Here is a 20809-nt window from a genome sequence, read left to right on the forward strand (position 1 = left end):
ACTGCCTCCGTTTTCAGGTTACCAATATCTGTCGTTCGGGTTCCCGTAAAGTGCCAGCACCCGGTGCGCGTCGCCCTTTTCGCGGCTGCGGATGAAGGACACGGAGATGGTCTTGCGCGTGTAATAGCGCGTGAGGTTGCGGTACTCCAGCATCTTCGTGTAAACCTGATCCACCACGTCCATCCGCTCCTTGTCCGAGAGCGAGAGGCCGTTGCCGCCGGTTATGACCGTCTTGAGTTCCGTCACCAGCGCGCCGCCCTCCTCCAGCAGCCGGGCGTAACCCGCCGAGATCGCCGCCAGCTCGTCCACCGTGAAGTTCGGGTCTGAAACCATACGGTTGAATCCCGAGGTGTAGATTTCCGTGATCTCGCTGACCATTTCGAGCGTCAGCTTCACCTTCCGGGCATCCTTGATGATGTTATGCACCGATTTGAGGGCGTCGTAGTAAGCCTTGCTCTGGTTATAAATCTTGATACTCTCTTGCAGCGACTTGACCATGTTGGTCGCCGTGGTCGAGCTTTGAACCGCGCTCTTGATGTTCTGAACGAGGTTCGACGGGTCGATGACCGTCCACTGCGCTTTTGCCTGGTACGTGAAGCAAAGAAGCCCCACGAACAGCGTTAAAATCAATCGTTTCATCCTTTTCATTATTTAATTCGTGAATACTTGGGCGGTCATTCCGACGCCCGGTAATAATCCCCGTAGGCGGAGAGCTGGAGCACCTCGCGCCCCGCATCGTAGGCCAGGGCGACATACCCGTAGAGGTCGAAGTAACGGATACCTCCCCAATACTTCCTCACGGGACGGGAGAAGCGTGTCCCATCCTTGTAGGACACCTCCACGTAAAAACCGCCGCCCCGGCGTCCCGGGTTGCGGTAGATGCGAACCCGGGGAGAACCCGAGCGGCTTTCCCACTCGCCCGCCACCTCGTACAGCGCGAAGTCCAAACGCGCCGCCGTGGGGTCTGATCCGATACACTTGCGATACATGGCCTGCCCTCCCTTTAACGTTTGCCCTCGGCGAGCTGCCTGATCGCCAGTTCCATATCACCGCCCAGCTCGCCGGCAAGCCGCTGTACCTCCACTTTCTCCGTTTCCTCGGTCGTGTAGGCCAGGTACTCCGGGACGCTGACCTCCGTGGCATAGACCGCCGACTGAACGCCGCCCAGACCGATCCAGACCTCCTTGTATTTACGGGAAGGGTCGTTGGACTGGTTGATCGAGAGAATCTGCGCCTTCTCCTTGTCGGTCAGCCCCAACAAGGACTGAATCGCGTTGAAACGGTTCATGAATTTGCGCTGGTCGAGCAGGATCTTGCAGTCCGAGTTGTTGATGATCGCCTCCTTGACCACCGGGCTGGAAATGATGTCCTCGACCTCCTGCGTCACAACGATGGCCTCACCGTAGTATTTGCGGACGGTTTTATACATATAACGCAGATATTCAGCCATATTGGCCGTAGAGAGCGCCTTCCAGGCCTCCTCGACGATGAGCTGTTTGCGTACCCCCTTGAGCCGTCTCATCTTGTTTATGAAAGCCTCCATGATGATAATGGTGACCACGGGAAAAAGCTCCTTGTTTTCCTTGATGGAATCCACCTCGAAGACCACGAAGCGCTTCGAGAGCAGGTCGATGTTGGCCCGGGAGTTCAGAAGGAAGTCGTAGCGTCCGCCCTTATAATACTGCCGCAGGGTGATGAGCATGTTGTCGATGTTGAAATCCTCGCGGCTGACCCGGATCTCCCGCTCCTCCAGCTCGCGGCGGTAGTCGTCCCGCAGGTACTCGTAGAAACTGTCAAAACACGGCACGATATTCCGGTCGGCGCGGATACGCTCGATATAGGCGTTCACGGCACTGCCCAGCTCGCCGCTCTCGGTCTTCGTGATCTTGTCGTCCTCGGTTTTCCAGAGTGTCAGCAGCAGCGTCTTGATGCTGTCCTTCTTCTCCACGTCGAAATAGTAGTCGTCGGTGTAGAACGGATTGAAACTGATGGGATGTTCCTCGGTATAGGTAAAATACACGCCGTCCTCACCTTTGGTCTTACGCCGGATCAGCTCGCAAAGGCCCTGGTAGCTGTTACCGGTATCCACCAGCACGACATGCGTGCCCTGCTCCCAGTATTGGCGGACTAAATGATTCATAAAGAATGACTTGCCTGACCCCGAGCCGCCTAACACGAATTTATTCCTATTCGTAATGATCCCTTTTTTCATCGGTTCGTCCGAGATGTCCAGGTGCAGGGGCCTGCCGCTTACGCGGTCGCACAGCTTGATGCCGAAAGGGCTGGACGAGGATTTATAGTTGGTTTCCTCCGTGAAGAAACAGACCGCGGGCTCGATGAACGTGTAGAACGATTCCTCGGCGGGGAAATCTCCCGCGTTGCCCGGCATACCCGCCCAGTAGAGCGTGGCGGCGTCCACGGTGTTGTGGCGCGGGCGGCACTCCATCAGAGCGAGCTGGCTGCCCACATCGTTGCGGATATGCCGGAGCTCCTGCACGTCGTCCGACCAGGCCAGCACGTTGAAATGGGCCCGGACGGATTGAAGACCGAACGAGTGCGCCTCGTTGAGATACTGGTCGATCCACTCCTTGTTTATCTGGTTCCCGCGGGAGTAGCGGGAAAGGGACTGCATGTTACGCGCACGTTTCTCGAACATACGCAGGTTTTCGTCGCTGTCTTCCAGGAACACGTACTGGTTGTAAAGGTGGTCGCAGGAAAGCAGAAGCCCCACGGGGGCCGCGAACGAGAGCAGGCAGTCCGAACGGTCGGTGGAAAGACGCTCGTAACGGGTGTCCGTACCCACGCGCCCCGGCAGGTCTTCCGTGTCCGAGAGCGTGTGCAGGCACACCCGTTTGTTACCCACACGCAGAACCTCGGCCCCCAGCTCGATGTCCTGAAGAGAAGTCGTCTCCGAGAGCGAGAGGGAAAAGTACCGCTCCAGCAGGCCCGGACAATCCGCCGTACCCGTGATCTCGTCCCCCGTGAGGCGGACAAGGGTCAGGAAACCCGAATCGTTCAGAATACGCTCGAACTGTTCCGCCGCCTCCAGGAATTTTGTCGCCGATTCCCGGTTTACCTCTTTGGGAATGATGTTGCCCCGGCAGAGGGTCGAGAAGTCTGAACGCATGTGCATACGCTCCCTCGTCGTTTTCGTCAGGTAGAGGAAGCAGGCGTGGGTCAGGAACGGACGCTCGTTGAAATGCCGCTCGTAACTGCGGGAGAGGAAACTCATGTCCCCCTCGCCCGTGGCCGGGCGGTAACGCTCGCGGATGAACCAGTCCTGCTTGTGTACCACGCTGTATTCGGGCAAGACCTTCAGGGCCTTGCACCAGGCGGCGTGGATCGCCTCGTACTCGGCGGACGTGACGGTGAACAGCTCCGGGAGTTCGACCCGATAGGCGACCGTTATGTCCGCATCCTTGCTGATGATACAACCGCCTTCCACGGCCAGGAGCGGGAACTTGCTTTCCAGCGTGGTGGCTTTCAAGATGTTTCTCATACGCGGCCCCCCTTTCTTTTCAGCAACCGGCGCAGGGACTTGCGGTTGAGCAGGTAGCGGGGATGCCGGCGCGCGGCGAGCAGCTTCATCAGCCCGTGTTCCCCGTAACGGGCGTTCAGGCGGAAGGTAAGCCAGACCAGCACCGAAGCCGCCGCAACGCCGAAAGCGATACATACCCACTGATCGACCCCTGCCATGTAGAGGATGACGAACACCACGAAGACGGCCAGCAGGCCGCCCGCGAAGATGAAGAGGTACTGCGCCTTCAGGCCCCGGAACTCCACGCTCTTGCCGATTCCCTTGTTGATTCCATATTCCATAATTATTTGCATGACAGGTTGGACTACAAGAAGAAAGAGCGTAGGATCGTCGCGGCGACAATCAGGAAAATACACGCGCCGAACCAGCTCGCGGCGGTCTTCGACGTGTCGGGGTCGCCGCTCGAAAACTTGTTATAGACCTTGATGCCCCCGATAAGGCCGACCACAGCCCCAATCGCGTAGATGAGCTTCGTTCCGGGATCGAAGTAGCTGGTTACCATGTTGGTAGCCTCCGTAATGCCGGCGATGCCGTTGCCCTGCGCGAAAGCGGAGGAGATGGCGGCAAAGAGAAATGCCGCCGGAAGAAGAATCTTGTTCTTTCTCATAACTCGATAATGTTTGAATTGTGGCGCGGGGATGGATAGGCCCCGCACCGGGTTAAACTTCTTGATTCGGATTTTTTCAGTGGTTCGCGGGTAACCTCATGCGCTACCCGTAGTCTTTTTCTTTCATCGTGATGTCATTATGGGGTTAAACAAACTCACGGACGTCGAAACCCGTGGGAACCGAACCCTGCGGAGATGGGCTTTCCGCAGACCTCTCGGACATACGCCGGTGAAAGGCCGAGAGGTAGGTGTCGATCAGGGATTTTACCCTGTCGTTCCCGTCGGGGCGGCCCGAAACGATGACCTCGAACATGTCGGTCTGTTTCAGGCCCAGGAGGACACGTCCCGTTTCCTCCCTTTGCTCGTCTGTTGAAGGTGGATCATGTACCACGTGGCGGTAGGCTTCGCCCATCTGTTCAAAACTAACCCCCTGGGCAAGCGAGCGGCCCAAAAGGGGCAGCTCTTCGGTGTCGTCTTCATCCTCGTCATAATCCGGCTCCTCCGCGTCCGCATCCGGGAAAGATTCATCGTACAGCGGAAAGTCGATTTCCAGAGGTTCGTTAGGCTCCCCCTCGGGAGCGACACCGAACACTTCATCCAGGTCTTCCGGCGGAATCTGCCGGGGGTGTTCGGGTACATTCGTGGGCACAAATATATCGGCTTTTTCCGTAACTTTTTCAGTTTCAGATTCTACGGCAGCTTGTGGCCGGGAGTGGCGCGGGTCGAGGACAAAGCGGCTCCTGCCGATGATCTCCTGTCGGCAGGGAGTGTCTTCGGCAACGATCCCGTCTGCCGGTTCGTTGCGTTCCATCCGCCGCAGGCGGAAAAACGCCCACAAGGCATACCCCACGGCAAAGAGGGGCAGCAGCCACAACGCCCCGTTCATCGCTCCTCCGCTTTGGGTTGCAGGGAGGCCACGGCCTCACGCTCCTCGAAAAGCCGCTCGATGGTTTCCCGGTTATCGTCCAGGTGCGCCTTGAGAACCTTGTCCACGTAGGCCGTGATCGTCACGTCGCCACGACCGATGACACGGGTGATCTCGCGGATACGCTCGTGATACGACGGACGTATCTTCACGTGCTTGTTACCGGCGAAAGGCAGCCGCAGCAGGCAGATGTAACGGGCCAGGTACTCGGCCTCGGGGGTGGGGACAGTCCCCACGGCGACCTCCCCCGAAGGGCCGTCGGGGACGATAAGGGTTTTCATCCTGCGCCGGTAGCGGCACACGCGGAAGATGAAGGGCACGGCGACGCAAAGGACGGCCGCCAGGATAACAGATAAAATAATTGCTTTGTCTGACATGATGGATTGTTTTTAATAGGTTGTAAATATTGGGTTCATAACTAAAAAATATCGGAGTTCCGTTTCTTGTAGAGTTCCGAAATTTCCTCCTGATAGGTAGCGAAATGCTGCTCCAGCACATTGTCCAGGTAGCTATACAGCGAGAGTTCGTTCTTACCGATAACCTGCACTATCCGGGTTATACGCTCGTGAAACTCCTTGCGGATATACACCGTTTTGCCGCTTCGGGTATTGGAGGGGGCGTTCCGGATAAAAAGACGCTCGTAATCCTGGCCTTTCCCTCTTCGGCGGCGTCCCTCCTCTTTCGTAGCCGACGAGGAGGCGGCCTCGCCGGACGGTTCCGATAGAGCCGATGCCTCCTCCTCTTTTTCCGGCGTGTAAGGATGTAATGGCCGGTTTCGGCTTTTGGCCTGGCTGATGATGAAGGAAGCGTCCAAACCGTCGTCATGTTCTTTTCCGCTCATAAGATCCTACTTTAACAGTTCGATCAATTCATCCACGAGTTTATCCAGGTTGCTGCCCCGGATCAAAGAACGGTCTGCCGGGAAGAGCGTGGAGCGGAAGACAGAGCGACGGCTGGCGTTCTGCTCACGACGAAAACGCTTGGTGTCAGGCAGGAAGGTCTTCAGAACAGGAAGATCCAGCTCTTTCATTACCGCCTCGTAAACCTGATATAACTCTGTTTTTTCACGTCCGTCCACCATGTTCCATAGCATATACAGCCCTTTCATCCGGGACTTCTCGCGGCCCATGATATGCTCTTTTACCACAACCGCGTAATTCAGGGTGCTTTCCATGACAACCCGGTCGGCACTGATCGGGGCGACGAGATAATCCATTCCGGCCAGGGAATGAATCAGATCCTCGTTATTGATCGTACCGGGAAGGTCGAAGAACACATAATCGAAATCACCTTGCGGCAGGAGGTAGTCGGCATCGGCCAACGCCTCTTTCGTGTTGCTTTCCACGACGGGATAGGCTTTCTTTTGAAGCCGGGTGAATTGTTCGTAAGCTAACCTCTTGTAATGTTCGTCTTCGAGGGCAAGCTTCAGGTCACGTTCCCGCATCTCCACGATGGAGTGTTGGGGATAATCGCAGTCGATGACCGCGACATTGAAACCCTTTACATAGTGCAGGTAAGAAGCTGCCAGCACCGTGAGGGTGGTTTTACCCGCTCCGCCTTTCTGGGTGGAGAAGGCCACGAATTTCGTTTTCTCTTTCATTGTTCCATGCGTTTTTAGTTATACAATCGGGTAATCGTTCATCTCTTCACGTATCCGGGCAAGTGACGGCATGAGATTTTATGCAGGTATGCCGGCACGCATATATGCTGGTGCGCTGGCAGGCTGTTACGCCGGTATGCCGGTGCATGGGCGCGTGTCCGATTTTATACTCATGCGCAACCGCATTTGCTTATCCGGACAAAGACCCGCTTTTTCCTCTGCACACGGTGTTTTCTGCATCCGTCCGCACGTGTGCGGACAGGAGGATGTGTCATTGCCCGTATCCGTTCTCACGTGCAAAGTAAACCCTTAAAAACACGGGTTGTATGCTCTTTTTCCGCTATGGCCGCGTGTGGCATCAAAGTGGACGCAAGTGGCGTAATCACTTGTAGTACAAGCGATTGAATAGGTCGGTATCTTTGCCTCGTGAACGATCCCGACGCTAATGAAGCCGTCCTTGCCCCGTTTTACGGCGGCTCTTTCAATGTTCTGTCCGCGAGCGGGCAGAAGGTATTTGCAAAGGGCAAATAGCAAGCTGTGTTTTCTGCTGCACGATTCTCGTTTTGCAGCAGAAAACAGCTTGCCCGCAAGGGGGAGAAAGCACCTCCGGAGTCGGTGCTTTTCAGAAGGGCGGCAAGCCGCGAAGGGATCGGAATTTTCAGGAACCGGTGGGGCCCTGGCCTCTCCTTAAAATTTCGATGCGATGGAAAAGAACAGAAAGCCCCGAGGGGGCAAAGGGGGACGACCCGCGAAAAACGACCCGGCCGTTTACCGCTTTTCGGTAAACTTTTCAGCCGTGGAACATGCCCGTTTCCTCGACCTTTACGAGCAGTCCGGGCTATTGTCCAAAGCCGCTTTTATCAAAGCGAGAGTGTTCAACGAGGCGTTCCGGGTGGTAAAGACCGACCGGGGAACGCTCGAATACGTGGCGAAGCTGACCGCTTTCCACGCCCAATTCCGTGCCGTGGGAACGAATTACAACCAGGTGGTGAAGGAGCTGCACGCGCATTTTTCCGAGAAGAAAACACTCGCGCTGCTCTATAAACTGGAGAGAGCGACACGTGAACTGGCGGCCGTCGGGCAGCAGGTCGTGTCGCTCTCCGAAGAGTTCAAACAGCGATGGTAGCCAATATCACCACCGGAAAAGACGTGTACGGCGCGCTGGCGTACAACCAGGAGAAAGTCGATCGGGGCGACGGGAAGGTGCTGCTGACCCACATCGTGAGGGAGCCGGCGGATGGGCGCTTCAACGTGGCCGCGACGGCAGAAGACCTCCTGCGCTGGATGCCCTCGCACTACCGGACGGAAAAACCCGTCGTGCACGTGTCGCTCAACCCGGCTCCCGAAGACCGCCTCGACGACGGGCAACTCGCGGAGATAGCCGGGGCCTACATGGAGCGCATGGGCTGGGGAGGACAACCTTATATCGTATTCAAGCATACCGACATCGGACGGGAGCATATCCATATCGTGTCGGTGCAGGTGGCCCAGGACGGGCGCAAGATAAACGACAGCAGGCGCAACGAACGCAGCGTGGCCGTTACCGAGGAACTGGAACGGGAGTACGGACTGCATCCCGCCAAAGGGAGAAGGCGGGAGAAAGGGCAAGGGATCGTCCCCGCCGATTACACGCGGGGCGACCTGAAACGCCAGGTGGCAGCGGTAATAAAACCGGCCGTGGCGACATACCGCTTCCAGACCCTCGGCGAGTTCCGGGCATTGTTGTCCTTATATAATATAGGTATAGAGGAAGTCCGGGGAGAGCGGAACGGAACCCCCTACCGGGGATTGCTCTACACGCTGCTGGACGAGAACGGGGACAAGGCAGTGGCCGCGCCGCTCAAATCCTCACTGTTCGGTAAAGAGGTCGGGTATGACGGGCTGGAACGGCACATGGAGCGCAACGCCGAACGGTTCGGGAAGGACGACACGAGGAGGCAAATCCGTGGCCGGGTCGATAAAGCGCTTCGGGGAGAACCCACGGAGGAAGAACTGCGCGAACGCCTGCGGGGAGCCCGGGTGGATCTCTACATACGACGCAACGAAAACGGCCGCATCGTGGGAGTGACGTTCATTGACCACGAAACACGGACGGTCGTGAACGGATCACGGCTGGGAAAGGCATACTCGGCCAACGCCTTCGAGCTGCGCTTCGGCGGGAAACGGAATCCCGGGGAAAACACGAGGGACTTGTCCCCGAAACAAGCGCCTGCCGGACGGGACGGGCAACGGAAGCGGAATACCTCACGACGGAGGAAAGTATAACATCTCAATTATCATTCATTTATTAAATTTTACGGTTATGCAACAGGAAGACGACCTTCGGGGTCTTGCAAAAACAATGGATTTCATGCGGGCATTGAGTATCTTGTTCGTGGTTATCAACATCTACTGGTTCTGTTACGGGCAGATACGGGAATGGGGAATCAATATCGGCGTGGTCGATAGGATTCTGCTGAACTTCGACCGCACCGCGGGGCTGTTCCGGAATATACTATGGACGAAACTTTTCGCCGTCGTGTTCCTCGCCCTTTCATGCCTCGGGACAAAAGGAGTAAAAGAGGAGAAAATTACCTGGCGGAAAATCACGGCATCGCTGGCCACGGGAGGCGTGCTGTTCTTCTTCAACTGGTGGCTGCTGGACTTGCCGCTGACGGCGATGGCGAACGCGGCTTTCTACATACTGACCCTATCGGCCGGGTATATCTGCCTCTTGATGGGCGGCGTGTGGATGTCCCGCCTGCTGAAGAACAATCTCATGGATGACCCTTTCAACAACGAGAACGAATCATTCCAGCAGGAAACACGCCTGATCGAGAACGAGTACTCCATAAATCTGCCGACGAAATTTTACTATAACAAACAGTGGAACAACGGGTTCGCCAATGTCGTAAACCCGCAAAGGGCTTGCATCTGCATGGGAAGCCCGGGCAGCGGGAAGAGTTATTGTGTTGTAAACCAGTTCATTAAACAGCAAATCGAAAAGGGCTATACCCAATACATCTATGACTACAAGTTTCCCGATCTTTCGGAAATCGCTTACAACCACCTGCTGAATCACCAGAAAGGTTACAAGAAAATCCCGACTTTCTACGTCATAAATTTCGACGACCCGCGCCGCTCGCACCGCTGTAACCCCATTCACCCGGACTTCATGACCGATATTTCGGACGCCTACGAGAGCGCCTATACCATCATGCTCAACCTGAACCGAAGCTGGGTGCAGAAGCAGGGCGATTTTTTTGTGGAAAGCCCCATTATCCTTTTTGCGGCCGTGATCTGGTTCCTGCGCATCTACGACAACGGGCGGTATTGTACCTTCCCGCACGCCATCGAGTTCCTGAACAAGCGGTACGAGGATATTTTCCCGATTCTGACATCCTACCCGGAACTCGAAAACTACCTCAGCCCCTTTATGGATGCCTGGCTCGGAGGCGCTCAAGACCAGCTCCAGGTGCGCCCATAAGGGCATATAATAAATATAGCTTTGGCAAGCTATTAGGTTCGTGTTCTTTGAAATAATAACCTATCACCAGCCGACTTATCCATTCAACGAAAGACGATGGGGAGTGTAGCATGTCGGCAAAGCCACGAGTGGACTAACTGTCAAGTCTTGACCGAGTGGCGAGGTGAAACGATAGATATGAGGATAAAGCCTATACTGGTTGAACGATAGTCCGAGCGGCTCGATGGTTAAGCCTTAACGGAAGACAGTTACAGACGTTATGCTGTGGCACCCAACTTCTCCTTGCAGGTCGATTGGGCAAAAGAACTTGTCACAGAGCAACTACATAAATAGTAAAGGACGAAAGTCGTATCCGACAATCTATCAAGCCAAATAGTTATTATATGTCTAAATGGGGATTGCCTAAGTGGGGCAACCCATATGGCAACAGAGCTTCCGTAGTAGTCCGAGCAAGGGAAAACCTTGTACATGGCGAAGGGAAGCAGCCATTATCGTTTAATGTTAATTTTGGAAAATGTGAGAGACATGAAAAGAAATCCAGAAAAAATATTAAACAGTCTAACACAACATAGTTCCGACTTGGAATACAAGTTCGAACGTTTGTATCGGATACTGTTTAATGAAGAGATGTACTACATAGCCTACCAACGCATATATGCCAAACAAGGCAATATGACAAAGGGAGTTGACGGAAAAACCGTTGACGGCTTCAGTATATCCCATATTGAGCAGTTGATTGATACGCTCAAAAACGAGACGTATCAGCCTAAACCCTCACAGCGAGTTTACATTCCGAAGAAAAACGGAAAGATGAGACCGCTGGGTATTCCGTCATTTATGGATAAACTTCTGCAAGAGGTTATCAGAATGATTTTGGAAGCTGTCTACGAGGGCAGTTTTGAAAACACTTCACATGGTTTCAGACCGCAACGAAGTCCTCAAACTGCACTTTCAAGCATTCAAAAGTCGTTCAATGGCACAAAGTGGTTTATCGAGGGAGACATTAAAGGATTCTTCGATAACATAGACCATGAAGTATTGATAGCCATTCTTTCAGAAAGGATTTCCGATAACAGGTTTATCAGACTTATCAGAAAATTCCTGAATGCGGGATATGTTGAAGATTGGGTATTCCACAAATCATACAGTGGTACTCCGCAAGGTGGTATTATAAGCCCTATATTGGCGAACATATACCTTGACAAATTCGATAAGTATATCAAGGAGTATATCACAAAATTCAACAAGGGGAAAAGACGCAAGGATAATCCGATTGCAAAACAACTCGGACATCGTAAAGCCAAGTTAGTTGAAAAACTACGAAACACTGTTGATGAAACGAAACGTAAACAATTGTTTGCAAGAATTAGAGAAACAGTCAAAGAACGACTGAAATATCCTGCCGGTGATGAAATGGATGACAGTATCAAACGACTGAAATACATAAGATATGCAGATGATTTTCTAATTGGAGTAATCGGTAGCAAGCAAGATTGTATCCAAATCAAAGAGGACATAAAGCAATTTATGGCTGATAAATTGAAACTGGAACTATCTGACGAGAAAACTCTGATTACCAATGCAAGAAAACACGCTAAATTTCTTGGTTATGATGTCTTTGTACGAAAATCCAATGATACACGCAGAGATAAGAACGGTCATTTGACAAGGCCGTTAGACCACAAGATAGTACTATATGTGACTACCGAAATAATGCGAAAGAAACTTCTTGAATATGATGCTGTTAAAATTACCGAGCAGAACGGGAAAGAAGTTTGGAAGCCAAAAGGTCGTTCATATATGAGATGTCTTGATGATTTGGAGATTATAAGTCAATATAACTCTGAAATCATGGGGTTCTACAACTATTACTCGATAGCAAACAACAGCCCCGTTATTGACTCTTTCTACAACATTATGGAGTATAGTATGTACAAGACATACGCCGCAAAATACACTACTTCCAAAAAGAAGATTATTGCGAAGTACAAGAAAAACGGTGTATTCTCCATACCATACACAAACAAGAAAGGGTATGAGGTCAGACGTGAGTTTTATGACAAAGGTTTCAAACGCAAGGAATTACCGAACCGTACTTTGGATGACAGATTACCTAACACAGTCGCTATAACGGGTGGCAGAAATGGATTAATTACAAGACTAAATGCACGTGTATGTGAAAACTGCGGTGCAACCGATAATCTTGAAATGCACCATGTTCGCAAACTCAAAGACTTGAAAGGTAAAAGTGATTGGGAAATAAAAATGATTTCTCGTAACCGTAAAACATTAGCAGTATGTTCAGTATGTCATCACAAAATACATTCGGGAAAGTTAGACTGAATGATAAGGTGGAGAGCCGTGTACGGGGAGACCTGTATGCACGGTTCGGAGGCGAGTGCTTGGAAACCTACCATTGTAACAAATGGCAAGGCGCTGGGTGCTTAGCCTATGGCCAGATAGCATCGGCCAAAATTCCGCTTTCCCGCATGATTTCGCCCCAGCTATATTGGGTCATGTCGGGCGACGATTTCACGCTCGACATCAACAACCCGGACGATCCCAAGATACTCTGCGTGGGGAACAATCCCGACAGGCAAAACATTTACGGAGCGGCTTTGGGATTGTATAATTCCCGGATTGTCAAGCTCATAAATAAGAAAGGCCAGCTCAAATCGGGCATCATCATCGACGAGTTGCCGACAATCTACTTCAAGGGACTCGACAACCTGATCGCCACGGCCAGAAGCAACAAGGTCGCCGTGCTGCTGTGCTTCCAGGATTTTTCACAGTTGAAGAGGGACTACGGGGACAAGGAGGCCGCCGTCGTGATGAACACGGTGGGCAACATCTTCTCCGGGCAGGTCGTAGGTGAAACGGCCAAGACACTCTCGGAACGGTTCGGTAAGGTATTGCAGAAGCGGCAGAGCATGACGTTGAGCCGCAGCGACAAATCGACATCCATATCCACGCAGCTGGACAGCCTGATCCCGGCCTCGAAGATCTCGACGCTCACGCAGGGAATGTTCGTCGGGGCCGTGGCGGACAATTTCGACGAACGTATCGAGCAGAAGATTTTCCACTGCGAGATTGTCGTGGACAACGAAAAAGTGAAAGCGGAAACGGCCCGGTACAAGAAGATACCACAAATTACCGACTTCACGGACGAGAACGGGACGGATCACATGAAACAGGTCGTGCAGGAAAACTACGAACGTATCAAGGCAGAGGCCGGCCGCATCGTCGCCGAGGAACTGGAACGTATCAAGAACGACCCGGTGCTTTGCAAGCTCCTGCCGGAACAGAACTAAATGAACACAAACACCCCCGCAAACAACCTCCGTGACCTTAACCGGGGCTGTTTCCTGGTTTTATAACCGTACAGCCGGTGTTTTGGAGCATAAAGTAGTGATTATGTGAACGGAAAACATTATTTTTGTGTTCGGAATCCTTTTAATTATAAGTATGACAGTTACCGATATATACGAAGCAATGAACAGCAAGGCGGAAGCGTTTTTCGAGTGGTTGCAGGCTCACCCGAAATACGGGTTGCTGTTTGGTGTCGGGTTGCTTGCCCTATGGCTTGCAGGGTTGCTGTTCCGTTGGAAATGGGCGTGTCATTGGCAGTTTAACAGCAAACTGTGGTTATTTGACGATTGCAAGCCTGAAACACGCCGCAGGGTTCAGATTGTGTTGGTCAGCGTTCTGATTATACTTATATTGGTTGGTTTCTTTGTATGGAGATAACGGTATGGAAAAGGACAATCGCAAATACCGGATCTGCTTCATCGACTATATGTGGTATGTAGCCGAGATATGGCACGAAAGGGAGCGTACCAATCTCAACGGACGTATGCTACTGTTTTGGTGCTGGCTCTTCGTCCTACTCATACCGCTTGGGTTTCCGCCGATATTGCGCCTTTTCGGCTGGATGATTGGTTTGGCCATAGTGATTCCTCTCTGCTTTCTTCCCGATTTATTCTGCAAGCTACGCTATACAGCCGGACGGCGTGAAGCACTCCGTGAACATTACGGGAAGATGAAACATCCCGGCAGGAAGCTCGCCAAAATAGTTCTTATCGCTATCGCCCTGATCGTGGCAAATGTAGCGCTGATGTTCCACCTCGGATTTATACATTGGGCATGATGAAACGGCAGGAGAATAAGCAACGGTTTTATCTCTGGGACTACCTCTGGTGGATGGGGGAGAAATGGAAGCAGGCAAGACGAACAGGCAGGGTCGATGGCGAAATGATGCTCTCGATTTATATCTTCGCTCTTTTGATATTCCCTATGATGACTGTTACTATCCGGCTTTTTCCAGGTGTGTCGGCATTGTTGCCATGTGTCGTTTTTAGCATTGTCACATTTGCCGTTATGTCGCTCGTCAGCAGGATTTACAAATGGCGAGGCAAAGCAGTGATGTCTCACTATGCCAAGTGCAGGTTTAACGAACTCCTTGCGGTTCTGTTATTTTTCCTTGCGATGGCCATTATCTGCTTTATGATGTATCTTCTTGACAAAAAGTGATACATACTTTGATACGGACTCCGGGCCGTTATATCGAATGGTCTAACTCGATGTACCAGTTTCCCTTGATGGGCTTGTAAAGCGTGGTGTCGTTGTACGTCCTGCGGTAGATCTCGTTCAGGTCGCCATGTTCGGTGATACGGATATTCCGACGGCTTCTCAATCCGGGATCGTAAACGAAACTCTTGGACGTTCCGGCATCCACGATGCCGTGGGAGTAGTACGGCATAACGAGGCTCACATATACCGAATCTGCCGTTCCCCATTCCCTGCGATCAACAAGGATAAAACCGCATCCAATCTCTGATAACAGGGAGTCGAGTAGGATTCGCTCCGGCTTCAACAGTCCATATACCGGGATGTCTTGTTCATCATTCGTTTCATGGGATGTATCGCTTTGCTCCATTGAATCAAGTATAATAACCTCTTCCGGAGAAAGCGGCGGGTAGTGAAAACTACCTTCTGAACTCTCTGCCATGATTTCGTACACCTTACGGAACGCCACCTCGTGCGTGGTGAAATGGCGTATCATTTCCTCGTCCGACGGCGGCATGGGAGGCTCTCCGCAGCTTACGGCAAGCAGGATTACAAATAACAGGATTATGACTGGTGTTCTCATTTTCTAATGTTTAATGTTCTGTGGCTAACCAATCTTGTTTAGGGAGTTGAGCCATTTGTTAATAGCATCCAATCTGTTATTCTGTTTAATGGTATCTTCATTTCTACATAATTTGATTTGCCGAATAACAGAGTTCTGCATAATTGAATCGGATTTGAAAAGCAGTTCTAAAACGGCTTCATAACATTTGGAATATCTGGACAATTCATCCAATATATTTGCGTCTTTTAGAATATACAGGTTGAAATTGTACACAAATGACTTGTAACTGAAAATCTCCGACTGTAATGCTGCTGCATCAAGACAAGTATAAAACAATTCCTTATCGTGCTGATATAGCCACATATAATCAGATGGGTTCAGGTTGTAGTGCAATAAAGTTTCCGAACGGACAAATGGAAGCCCCGTATTTGAGCCTACCAGATAACGGTATGTCTCATTGACTATTGACTCAACTATTTCAATGGATTCTGATTGTTTGTCCGATTCCCGTATTTCTGTAAATGTATCGGCAATAAGAACTTCCACATCCTGCGATTTGTAATATATACCGTTTTTTTGCCAGCGGAATCTACGGATATATTCTTCAGAAGTCGGACAACAGAACAGTAAAGTATTTAACAATCGGTTCAGATATATTCGCTTATCTGGAATATGACAACGGTGTAACCCTATTATGGAGCCATAAGCGTATAGCTTTCCAAACTCGTTTTCCTCCGAATTTGAATTTTTAGGCATGTAATACAACCGCACAATATTGGAAATGAAATAATATATATCAAGATATTTCAATGTATCAGCCGATTCTCCATATTTGTTAAGTAAATGCCGCTCCAGTTTCTCGCCATACCATAAGTAGCCATCGGGATTTATTTGAAACAACCGATGAAACTTAGGTCTTGATAATGAAAAGTTCTTGTTTCTACTTTTCATTCGTTCCAGTAAGGCGACAATAATTCTATTCGTTATATCCATAGCTGTAATGTTTGGTGGCTAACCGACCTTTAAGGGGAGGTTGAGCCGCTTGTTAATCGTCTTTATTGGATTGAATGTATTATTAAAGATACTTCGTCTTTTTGATAAAGATAAGTTTTTATTATACAAGATGTTTTTTGTAATGATAAAAAAACTTTAACCGACGCTTCACAATAGGGAGACAAAGAATCAAATAGGACTAATTCAGTAGAATCCCATTTTACTTCAACTTCTTCTATCGGTTCTGCCCCAGTTACTATATCATTCTCCAGAAGTTTTTCCACCGTTAGATAATCGGGAGCATACTTCCAACGAATTATTAAAATTGCTCCATCTTTATTTACTATGCGTGTAGCCATCGGTTCATCTCCCATTACCAATAAGACATGATTGTCTATATAGATTTTCCCCAAGTAATCTGTTACGCTACATATAGCATTGTAGTTTTCTTGACCCTTCCATTGATGGGCATATTGTTGCTCAACAATGACAAATGGGCTTCCTGATGTTTCAATCCAATTATTCATATTTTTCTCAGCGATTAATGTTTGGCAGCGTGCCGCTTGTTCAGTCGGTTTGCTGTTTGTTATCGTTGTTAAAGAATCTTCTTACATCATAATTTGCGATAGTTCTTGCCAATGATTTAGGAGATACTCCATAGTTATTTTTTATATCAGGATTAGCCCCATTTTTCAAAAGTTGTTCGATAAAGAAGCCATCTCCACGGTATCGCATAACGGCTTCCCATAAAGGAGTATTCCCATTTACATTTTGTATATCCAAATCTGCATTGCTATTCAGGAGTATTTCAAAAATATCTTGTAGCTGACACTGAACAGAAAGATATAATGCAGTCCGTCCGTCTTTTCTTTTATCATTTATATCCAATCCTTTTTTTATAAATTCGGATATAATCACACCTGCTGGATGTACAATACTATCATAGTTCATTATATAATAATGAAGTAGATTACTGCCATATTTGTCTTTACTTTTTATGTCATAATCTATTAGAGTCTGCATGAACTTATTTGAGTTATCACTCAATAATTCAAGTTTCATATCTTCTATTGTTTTCATTTTTTTTATTCTAATGTTGACAACGATAATGTTCGGCAGCGTTCCGCTTATTCAGTCGATCTGCTGTTTGTTATCAACTTATATTTTGTCTGACAACACCATGTTCATAAGCCAAACTATCACATTCTTTTTGCATATTGGTCAGAACATCTTCGACCACTTTTAAGGAAACTTCTTGTGGTACATTTATGGATACGAATGAAGAGAGATTAGAAATCTCTACCTTGCATCCCATATCAAGTAGTTTGTCTCTGACCATCTGCATACGTTTATCGTTAAAATGTACCCTCAATGTGCTATTTCCAGAGGGATTCACTATGGATTGAAAATGATATTCGCCATCTTCTTCTGTAACACATATCTCATCCCCCAAACTGATTCCATAGGTATAGAATGGCACATTATCGACAATATAGGTATCATTACTTGCCTTTTTGCACCACAAACCTTCAATAGAAAATGGTGGATAGCCATCTTCATCTTGTTCCAAGTGGAATAGCACTTTTATATGTTTGTCTTTTTTCATTTTATTCATTAATAAGTTGATAATGGTTTGCAGCTTGCCGCCGTTAGGCGGAACAGGTGCATGTTACCGATATATTTTTTACGAACATTGCCAAAATCCTGCGATTATTTCATTGGTTGTACAGCGCTTATACAAATACAAAGCTCCATATCCGAAAGGATAACTGCCAATAGTAACATCTTCACTATATCCGTCCTCGTCTATTGATAAGAAAAAAGAAAAACCATGTTTCTCTAATTCTTTATAATAGCTTTCTTCATCTTGGATAAGGGAAGGTTCACCACCTATTTTTACAAGTATATTTTCACTATCCTTATCTTCTGAATATTCACTGATAGAACACATGTCTAAGCTGGCGTTTCGCTTTTCTGCACAATTGCCAATTTCGGAAAATTCATGTTCTATTACTTTGACTGCTATTGAGGGATATATGTTGTTGTCAATAAGAGTGTCATAATCTTGGTGAATGATGATAGAAAGCATGATGTTCTCCTTTTCAGGATGTACCAGTGTTGCATAGAATTTATAATCGCAAGGGATTTGTCCTTCTATACATTTAGGAGGATTGCCACCAATCCTGCCTTTTACATTCTTATCGAATGGAATACATTTGGCATATCGTTCGTTCATATTTTCTTTGTTTTTATTATTATCGGTAATGTTTGGCAGCGTTCCGCTTATTCAGTCGGTTTGCTGTTTGTTAGTTTGAAAATTATTTGATTCTTCGAAATATCGTAATACATTCTTATACCATCTTCCACATTTATCATTTTGATAATAAGATATAGCGAGTTCTTTAGCTTTTTTCTCATTACCAGTGATATAATACATCGTAATTATCATAAGGATAGAATGATCTTTAGAATTCCACCAAATATAGTCTTTATTATTCTCAAAATCCATAAGTATATTCTGGATTGTTGTTCTTTCATTAAGGAAACTTAATATTTCCTTGAATGGCATATTATCAAGATTAAATACATTTAGAAGTTCATCTAATGATAACAAGTCAAACGATACAGCCCTTTTTCCAGAAATAAAACCTGAATTAATATTAAGAACAATTCCAACTTTCTCAAAATCTGTTTTGGCATCTATCAGAACAGAAGCCATCTTTTCAATTTTTGGCGAATTATAGAATAAATGAATACTTATATAGCCTATGCCATTAGTGAATTGAGGATTAACAGAGGAATTGATAAGAATCGTTTGCTTGAAATCTCCTACTTTACGATGAAAACACATCTTAGATTTGTTCCAGCTGTATCCATATTTAGATAAAGTTGAAATAAACCCTTGTTCTAATACATTTCTTATTGCTATTCGTAATTCTTCTGCTTTCATATTAAAAATCAAACTAATGGGTTGCAGCTTGCCGCCGTTAGGCGGAACAGGTGCATGTTAGCTACGTTATTATTGTTCCAATTTTCGTTTTACAATATCTATAAATTCCTCTTTAGTCATGAACTTGTTTAGAAAGTCTTCTAATGCTCCCTCATTAGTAACATCTGTGAAAAACACCTCATGGTCTGTACTCCAGACAATCGGATTCTCTGGATTGAGGTCTGATAAACAGATGTAATAGTAATTGGGATAACTATCCGTATAAAGCAATCCTATAAAGGCGGGAGTGGCACAGGTTGAATGTTGAATGATTTCGCCCAACTCTGCATCATCTGAAAACCAATCATTCCATTCTTCAAAATCTTTTGTCCCTTCTTGAAACGGTGTAAAAGGTTTGGCAACCCAAAATAATTGTCTGCGAGGGTCTTCATTCAATGTATAGTAGGCATCTACCATTTTCTTATAGAATGCCTCTCTGTCAGAATTGAACAATTCAGTATTTTCATCCACCCAATCGCCCAAACCTTCAATCGGTTCTGTGTCTTCGGCAGATAGCCAAGGCGTATCTTCCGGCTTTTTATACAATGCGGTATTAAAAGTTATAGCACACAAGTCTTCGGATAAAGACGTTCCTTTTACATTGGTGACATTACCGCCTAATTGCTTTATTCGGTTTATGATTTCCTGTTTCATGACTTCTATTTTTTTCGTTCGTAGCTAATGTTTGGCAGCGTTCCGCTTATTCAGTCGGTCTGCTGTTTGTTATCGGTTTTTAATATTATAGTGGCTACTTTTTTATTGCCTGCATATACATCTACGGATTCTATGGTATTTAAAACTTCATGAGGTGCATGATCAACCAGAAAAGCGACCAAGCAATCACTTACATATTTATCAGGCTCAAGAATAAACATTTTAATGCTCCATGCTGAAGGCTCCACTTGCGGTAAAACTGTAACAGCATAACACAACTCATAAGTCGGCAGATTTTTCAATCCGCCTTCTTCTGGTTTGAGCCAATATATTACTCCTTCCTTTTCCATTTTATTAAACCGATAATGTTTGGCAGCTAACCGACCTTTAAGGGGAGGTTGAGCCGCTTGTTATTCTTTCAATTTGGATATGGAGTGTAATATTACAGCTCTTCTATTGGTTATACCGGTTTCTTCACATATACAAGCAATTCCATCAGACAATATTATGGCAAAGCCAAAATTCGACTGTATTCCTGCATTTATAGCCTCTGATATATCTGCCCATTTTTGATCCAGCTCAAAAAAACCGATGCAATATCCTTCTTTCTCTTTAGATAATTCACGAAGTCTATCTGTCAAATGGATTAAATCCGTAGAATTATAGACCTCGACAATCTTATTCTCATTTATAATATCCATCATATTATGACAAATTCGACTAATAGCTTTTACTCTTTTTTTGTTTGATGACAGTTCAAAAAAGAAACGGTCTTGATAACCAGACTTAATGAATTGCTTACAAAAAAAATCTTCTATGGTATTTCCTTTATTCATATCCAATTCTTTTGAAGAATAATGGTTGGCAGCTAATCGCCATTTGTGGCGATTGAGGTGCATGTTATGT

The 20809-nt window shown here is 47.8% G+C and carries 26 protein-coding genes and 1 pseudogene; 8 read left to right on the forward strand and 19 right to left on the reverse strand.

Features of this window, described 5'->3' with window-relative positions:
• Positions 1-18: 18 nt before the first annotated feature.
• From ACGHP5_RS01265 to ACGHP5_RS01305, 9 genes are all read right to left on the reverse strand, one after another.
• Positions 19-639: a DUF4141 domain-containing protein gene (locus ACGHP5_RS01265; RefSeq protein ID WP_007851777.1), complete on the reverse strand. Its 621-nt coding sequence runs from the start codon at positions 637-639 to the stop codon at positions 19-21.
• Positions 640-674: 35 nt separating this feature from the next.
• Positions 675-989 carry a DUF3876 domain-containing protein gene (locus ACGHP5_RS01270; protein WP_004303798.1) on the reverse strand — a complete coding sequence of 105 codons (315 nt, stop codon included), beginning with the start codon at positions 987-989 and terminating at the stop codon, positions 675-677.
• Between the two features lie 14 nt (positions 990-1003).
• Positions 1004-3499 carry a TraG family conjugative transposon ATPase gene (locus ACGHP5_RS01275; protein ID WP_347074459.1) on the reverse strand — a complete coding sequence of 832 codons (2496 nt, stop codon included), beginning with the start codon at positions 3497-3499 and terminating at the stop codon, positions 1004-1006.
• A complete protein-coding gene (locus ACGHP5_RS01280; protein ID WP_032558190.1) occupies positions 3496-3822 on the reverse strand; it encodes a DUF4133 domain-containing protein in 327 nt (108 codons plus the stop codon). Before ACGHP5_RS01280 ends, ACGHP5_RS01275 begins: the two co-directional genes overlap by 4 nt.
• A gap of 20 nt (positions 3823-3842) precedes the next feature.
• Complete coding sequence (locus ACGHP5_RS01285) at positions 3843-4145, reverse strand: DUF4134 domain-containing protein (protein WP_004303800.1); 303 nt, start codon at positions 4143-4145, stop codon at positions 3843-3845.
• A 145-nt stretch (positions 4146-4290) separates the two neighbouring features.
• The gene (locus ACGHP5_RS01290; protein ID WP_004303801.1) at positions 4291-5031 is read right to left on the reverse strand and encodes a hypothetical protein; all 741 of its coding nucleotides are present in this window, start codon (positions 5029-5031) and stop codon (positions 4291-4293) included.
• Positions 5028-5447 carry a DUF3408 domain-containing protein gene (locus tag ACGHP5_RS01295; protein WP_004303802.1) on the reverse strand — a complete coding sequence of 140 codons (420 nt, stop codon included), beginning with the start codon at positions 5445-5447 and terminating at the stop codon, positions 5028-5030. Before ACGHP5_RS01295 ends, ACGHP5_RS01290 begins: the two co-directional genes overlap by 4 nt.
• 41 nt (positions 5448-5488) lie before the next feature.
• The gene (locus tag ACGHP5_RS01300; RefSeq protein WP_004295459.1) at positions 5489-5911 is read right to left on the reverse strand and encodes a DUF3408 domain-containing protein; all 423 of its coding nucleotides are present in this window, start codon (positions 5909-5911) and stop codon (positions 5489-5491) included.
• Positions 5912-5917: 6 nt separating this feature from the next.
• Complete coding sequence (locus ACGHP5_RS01305; protein ID WP_007559008.1) at positions 5918-6670, reverse strand: ParA family protein; 753 nt, start codon at positions 6668-6670, stop codon at positions 5918-5920.
• 703 nt (positions 6671-7373) lie between these two features.
• On the opposite strand from ACGHP5_RS01305, the gene mobA reads away from it, so the two are divergent.
• From mobA to ACGHP5_RS01345, 8 genes and pseudogenes are all read left to right on the forward strand, one after another.
• The gene (gene mobA, locus ACGHP5_RS01310; RefSeq protein ID WP_004295462.1) at positions 7374-7796 is read left to right on the forward strand and encodes a conjugal transfer protein MobA; all 423 of its coding nucleotides are present in this window, start codon (positions 7374-7376) and stop codon (positions 7794-7796) included.
• The gene (mobB, locus tag ACGHP5_RS01315; RefSeq protein ID WP_004319166.1) at positions 7790-8935 is read left to right on the forward strand and encodes a conjugal transfer protein MobB; all 1146 of its coding nucleotides are present in this window, start codon (positions 7790-7792) and stop codon (positions 8933-8935) included. The genes mobA and mobB overlap by 7 nt, the downstream gene beginning before the upstream one ends.
• A gap of 37 nt (positions 8936-8972) precedes the next feature.
• A pseudogene (locus tag ACGHP5_RS01320) lies at positions 8973-10121 on the forward strand (YWFCY domain-containing protein); the annotation flags it as partial.
• Between the two features lie 540 nt (positions 10122-10661).
• Positions 10662-12479 carry a reverse transcriptase domain-containing protein gene (locus ACGHP5_RS01325; RefSeq protein WP_117905097.1) on the forward strand — a complete coding sequence of 606 codons (1818 nt, stop codon included), beginning with the start codon at positions 10662-10664 and terminating at the stop codon, positions 12477-12479.
• A 146-nt stretch (positions 12480-12625) separates the two neighbouring features.
• Positions 12626-13447 carry a TraM recognition domain-containing protein gene (locus tag ACGHP5_RS01330; protein WP_227994647.1) on the forward strand — a complete coding sequence of 274 codons (822 nt, stop codon included), beginning with the start codon at positions 12626-12628 and terminating at the stop codon, positions 13445-13447.
• Positions 13448-13601: 154 nt separating this feature from the next.
• Entirely contained in the window at positions 13602-13883 is a 282-nt protein-coding gene (locus ACGHP5_RS01335; protein WP_004295465.1) for an Imm17 family immunity protein, read from the forward strand.
• A gap of 4 nt (positions 13884-13887) precedes the next feature.
• Positions 13888-14283 carry a hypothetical protein gene (locus tag ACGHP5_RS01340; protein ID WP_004295258.1) on the forward strand — a complete coding sequence of 132 codons (396 nt, stop codon included), beginning with the start codon at positions 13888-13890 and terminating at the stop codon, positions 14281-14283.
• Positions 14280-14666, forward strand: coding sequence for a hypothetical protein (locus ACGHP5_RS01345; RefSeq protein WP_004319173.1), 387 nt, complete (start codon positions 14280-14282; stop codon positions 14664-14666). Before ACGHP5_RS01340 ends, ACGHP5_RS01345 begins: the two co-directional genes overlap by 4 nt.
• A gap of 28 nt (positions 14667-14694) precedes the next feature.
• Here ACGHP5_RS01345 and ACGHP5_RS01350 read toward each other — a convergent pair whose 3' ends face one another.
• From ACGHP5_RS01350 to ACGHP5_RS01395, 10 genes are all read right to left on the reverse strand, one after another.
• Positions 14695-15285: a DUF4948 family protein gene (locus ACGHP5_RS01350; RefSeq protein ID WP_004295259.1), complete on the reverse strand. Its 591-nt coding sequence runs from the start codon at positions 15283-15285 to the stop codon at positions 14695-14697.
• Positions 15286-15309: 24 nt separating this feature from the next.
• On the reverse strand, positions 15310-16260 hold the full coding sequence (locus tag ACGHP5_RS01355) for a hypothetical protein (RefSeq protein WP_007662662.1): 951 nt from the start codon (positions 16258-16260) through the stop codon (positions 15310-15312).
• 62 nt (positions 16261-16322) lie between these two features.
• Positions 16323-16787, reverse strand: a complete 465-nt coding sequence (locus tag ACGHP5_RS01360) for an Imm21 family immunity protein (protein ID WP_004295263.1) — start codon at positions 16785-16787, stop codon at positions 16323-16325.
• Positions 16788-16827: 40 nt separating this feature from the next.
• Positions 16828-17340 carry an ankyrin repeat domain-containing protein gene (locus ACGHP5_RS01365; RefSeq protein ID WP_008763874.1) on the reverse strand — a complete coding sequence of 171 codons (513 nt, stop codon included), beginning with the start codon at positions 17338-17340 and terminating at the stop codon, positions 16828-16830.
• A gap of 73 nt (positions 17341-17413) precedes the next feature.
• Complete coding sequence (locus ACGHP5_RS01370) at positions 17414-17866, reverse strand: DUF4265 domain-containing protein (protein ID WP_016212891.1); 453 nt, start codon at positions 17864-17866, stop codon at positions 17414-17416.
• Positions 17867-17944: 78 nt separating this feature from the next.
• Positions 17945-18496: a hypothetical protein gene (locus ACGHP5_RS01375; RefSeq protein ID WP_044299313.1), complete on the reverse strand. Its 552-nt coding sequence runs from the start codon at positions 18494-18496 to the stop codon at positions 17945-17947.
• A gap of 51 nt (positions 18497-18547) precedes the next feature.
• Positions 18548-19210 carry a hypothetical protein gene (locus ACGHP5_RS01380; protein ID WP_118423541.1) on the reverse strand — a complete coding sequence of 221 codons (663 nt, stop codon included), beginning with the start codon at positions 19208-19210 and terminating at the stop codon, positions 18548-18550.
• Between the two features lie 69 nt (positions 19211-19279).
• Positions 19280-19903, reverse strand: a complete 624-nt coding sequence (locus tag ACGHP5_RS01385; protein WP_117740845.1) for a hypothetical protein — start codon at positions 19901-19903, stop codon at positions 19280-19282.
• A 50-nt stretch (positions 19904-19953) separates the two neighbouring features.
• Entirely contained in the window at positions 19954-20253 is a 300-nt protein-coding gene (locus ACGHP5_RS01390) for a hypothetical protein (RefSeq protein WP_118160708.1), read from the reverse strand.
• A gap of 60 nt (positions 20254-20313) precedes the next feature.
• Positions 20314-20802: a hypothetical protein gene (locus tag ACGHP5_RS01395; RefSeq protein WP_390567880.1), complete on the reverse strand. Its 489-nt coding sequence runs from the start codon at positions 20800-20802 to the stop codon at positions 20314-20316.
• Between the last annotated feature and the right edge of the window lie 7 nt (positions 20803-20809).

This window comes from Alistipes sp. i18-0019-D1, from assembly GCF_042852885.1.
Taxonomy (GTDB): Bacteria; Bacteroidota; Bacteroidia; order Bacteroidales; family Rikenellaceae; genus Alistipes.

Excerpts from the sequence above, each read along its gene's own strand:
- ACGHP5_RS01265 (WP_007851777.1), bottom strand. The coding sequence starts at position 639 with ATGAAACGATTGATTTTAACGCTGTTCGTGGGGCTTCTTTGCTTCACG.
- ACGHP5_RS01305 (WP_007559008.1), bottom strand. The coding sequence starts at position 6,670 with ATGAAAGAGAAAACGAAATTCGTGGCCTTCTCCACCCAGAAAGGCGGA.
- ACGHP5_RS01370 (WP_016212891.1), bottom strand. The coding sequence starts at position 17,866 with ATGAAAAAAGACAAACATATAAAAGTGCTATTCCACTTGGAACAAGAT.
- ACGHP5_RS01285 (WP_004303800.1), bottom strand. The coding sequence starts at position 4,145 with ATGAGAAAGAACAAGATTCTTCTTCCGGCGGCATTTCTCTTTGCCGCC.
- ACGHP5_RS01325 (WP_117905097.1), top strand. The coding sequence starts at position 10,662 with ATGAAAAGAAATCCAGAAAAAATATTAAACAGTCTAACACAACATAGT.
- ACGHP5_RS01300 (WP_004295459.1), bottom strand. The coding sequence starts at position 5,911 with ATGAGCGGAAAAGAACATGACGACGGTTTGGACGCTTCCTTCATCATC.
- ACGHP5_RS01375 (WP_044299313.1), bottom strand. The coding sequence starts at position 18,496 with ATGAACGAACGATATGCCAAATGTATTCCATTCGATAAGAATGTAAAA.
- ACGHP5_RS01355 (WP_007662662.1), bottom strand. The coding sequence starts at position 16,260 with ATGGATATAACGAATAGAATTATTGTCGCCTTACTGGAACGAATGAAA.
- mobB (WP_004319166.1), top strand. The coding sequence starts at position 7,790 with ATGGTAGCCAATATCACCACCGGAAAAGACGTGTACGGCGCGCTGGCG.
- ACGHP5_RS01335 (WP_004295465.1), top strand. The coding sequence starts at position 13,602 with ATGACAGTTACCGATATATACGAAGCAATGAACAGCAAGGCGGAAGCG.
- ACGHP5_RS01290 (WP_004303801.1), bottom strand. The coding sequence starts at position 5,031 with ATGAACGGGGCGTTGTGGCTGCTGCCCCTCTTTGCCGTGGGGTATGCC.
- ACGHP5_RS01360 (WP_004295263.1), bottom strand. The coding sequence starts at position 16,787 with ATGAATAATTGGATTGAAACATCAGGAAGCCCATTTGTCATTGTTGAG.
- ACGHP5_RS01385 (WP_117740845.1), bottom strand. The coding sequence starts at position 19,903 with ATGAAACAGGAAATCATAAACCGAATAAAGCAATTAGGCGGTAATGTC.
- ACGHP5_RS01380 (WP_118423541.1), bottom strand. The coding sequence starts at position 19,210 with ATGAAAGCAGAAGAATTACGAATAGCAATAAGAAATGTATTAGAACAA.
- ACGHP5_RS01365 (WP_008763874.1), bottom strand. The coding sequence starts at position 17,340 with ATGAAAACAATAGAAGATATGAAACTTGAATTATTGAGTGATAACTCA.
- ACGHP5_RS01390 (WP_118160708.1), bottom strand. The coding sequence starts at position 20,253 with ATGGAAAAGGAAGGAGTAATATATTGGCTCAAACCAGAAGAAGGCGGA.
- ACGHP5_RS01270 (WP_004303798.1), bottom strand. The coding sequence starts at position 989 with ATGTATCGCAAGTGTATCGGATCAGACCCCACGGCGGCGCGTTTGGAC.
- ACGHP5_RS01275 (WP_347074459.1), bottom strand. The coding sequence starts at position 3,499 with ATGAGAAACATCTTGAAAGCCACCACGCTGGAAAGCAAGTTCCCGCTC.
- mobA (WP_004295462.1), top strand. The coding sequence starts at position 7,374 with ATGGAAAAGAACAGAAAGCCCCGAGGGGGCAAAGGGGGACGACCCGCG.
- ACGHP5_RS01345 (WP_004319173.1), top strand. The coding sequence starts at position 14,280 with ATGATGAAACGGCAGGAGAATAAGCAACGGTTTTATCTCTGGGACTAC.
- ACGHP5_RS01295 (WP_004303802.1), bottom strand. The coding sequence starts at position 5,447 with ATGTCAGACAAAGCAATTATTTTATCTGTTATCCTGGCGGCCGTCCTT.
- ACGHP5_RS01340 (WP_004295258.1), top strand. The coding sequence starts at position 13,888 with ATGGAAAAGGACAATCGCAAATACCGGATCTGCTTCATCGACTATATG.
- ACGHP5_RS01395 (WP_390567880.1), bottom strand. The coding sequence starts at position 20,802 with ATGCACCTCAATCGCCACAAATGGCGATTAGCTGCCAACCATTATTCT.
- ACGHP5_RS01330 (WP_227994647.1), top strand. The coding sequence starts at position 12,626 with ATGATTTCGCCCCAGCTATATTGGGTCATGTCGGGCGACGATTTCACG.
- ACGHP5_RS01350 (WP_004295259.1), bottom strand. The coding sequence starts at position 15,285 with ATGAGAACACCAGTCATAATCCTGTTATTTGTAATCCTGCTTGCCGTA.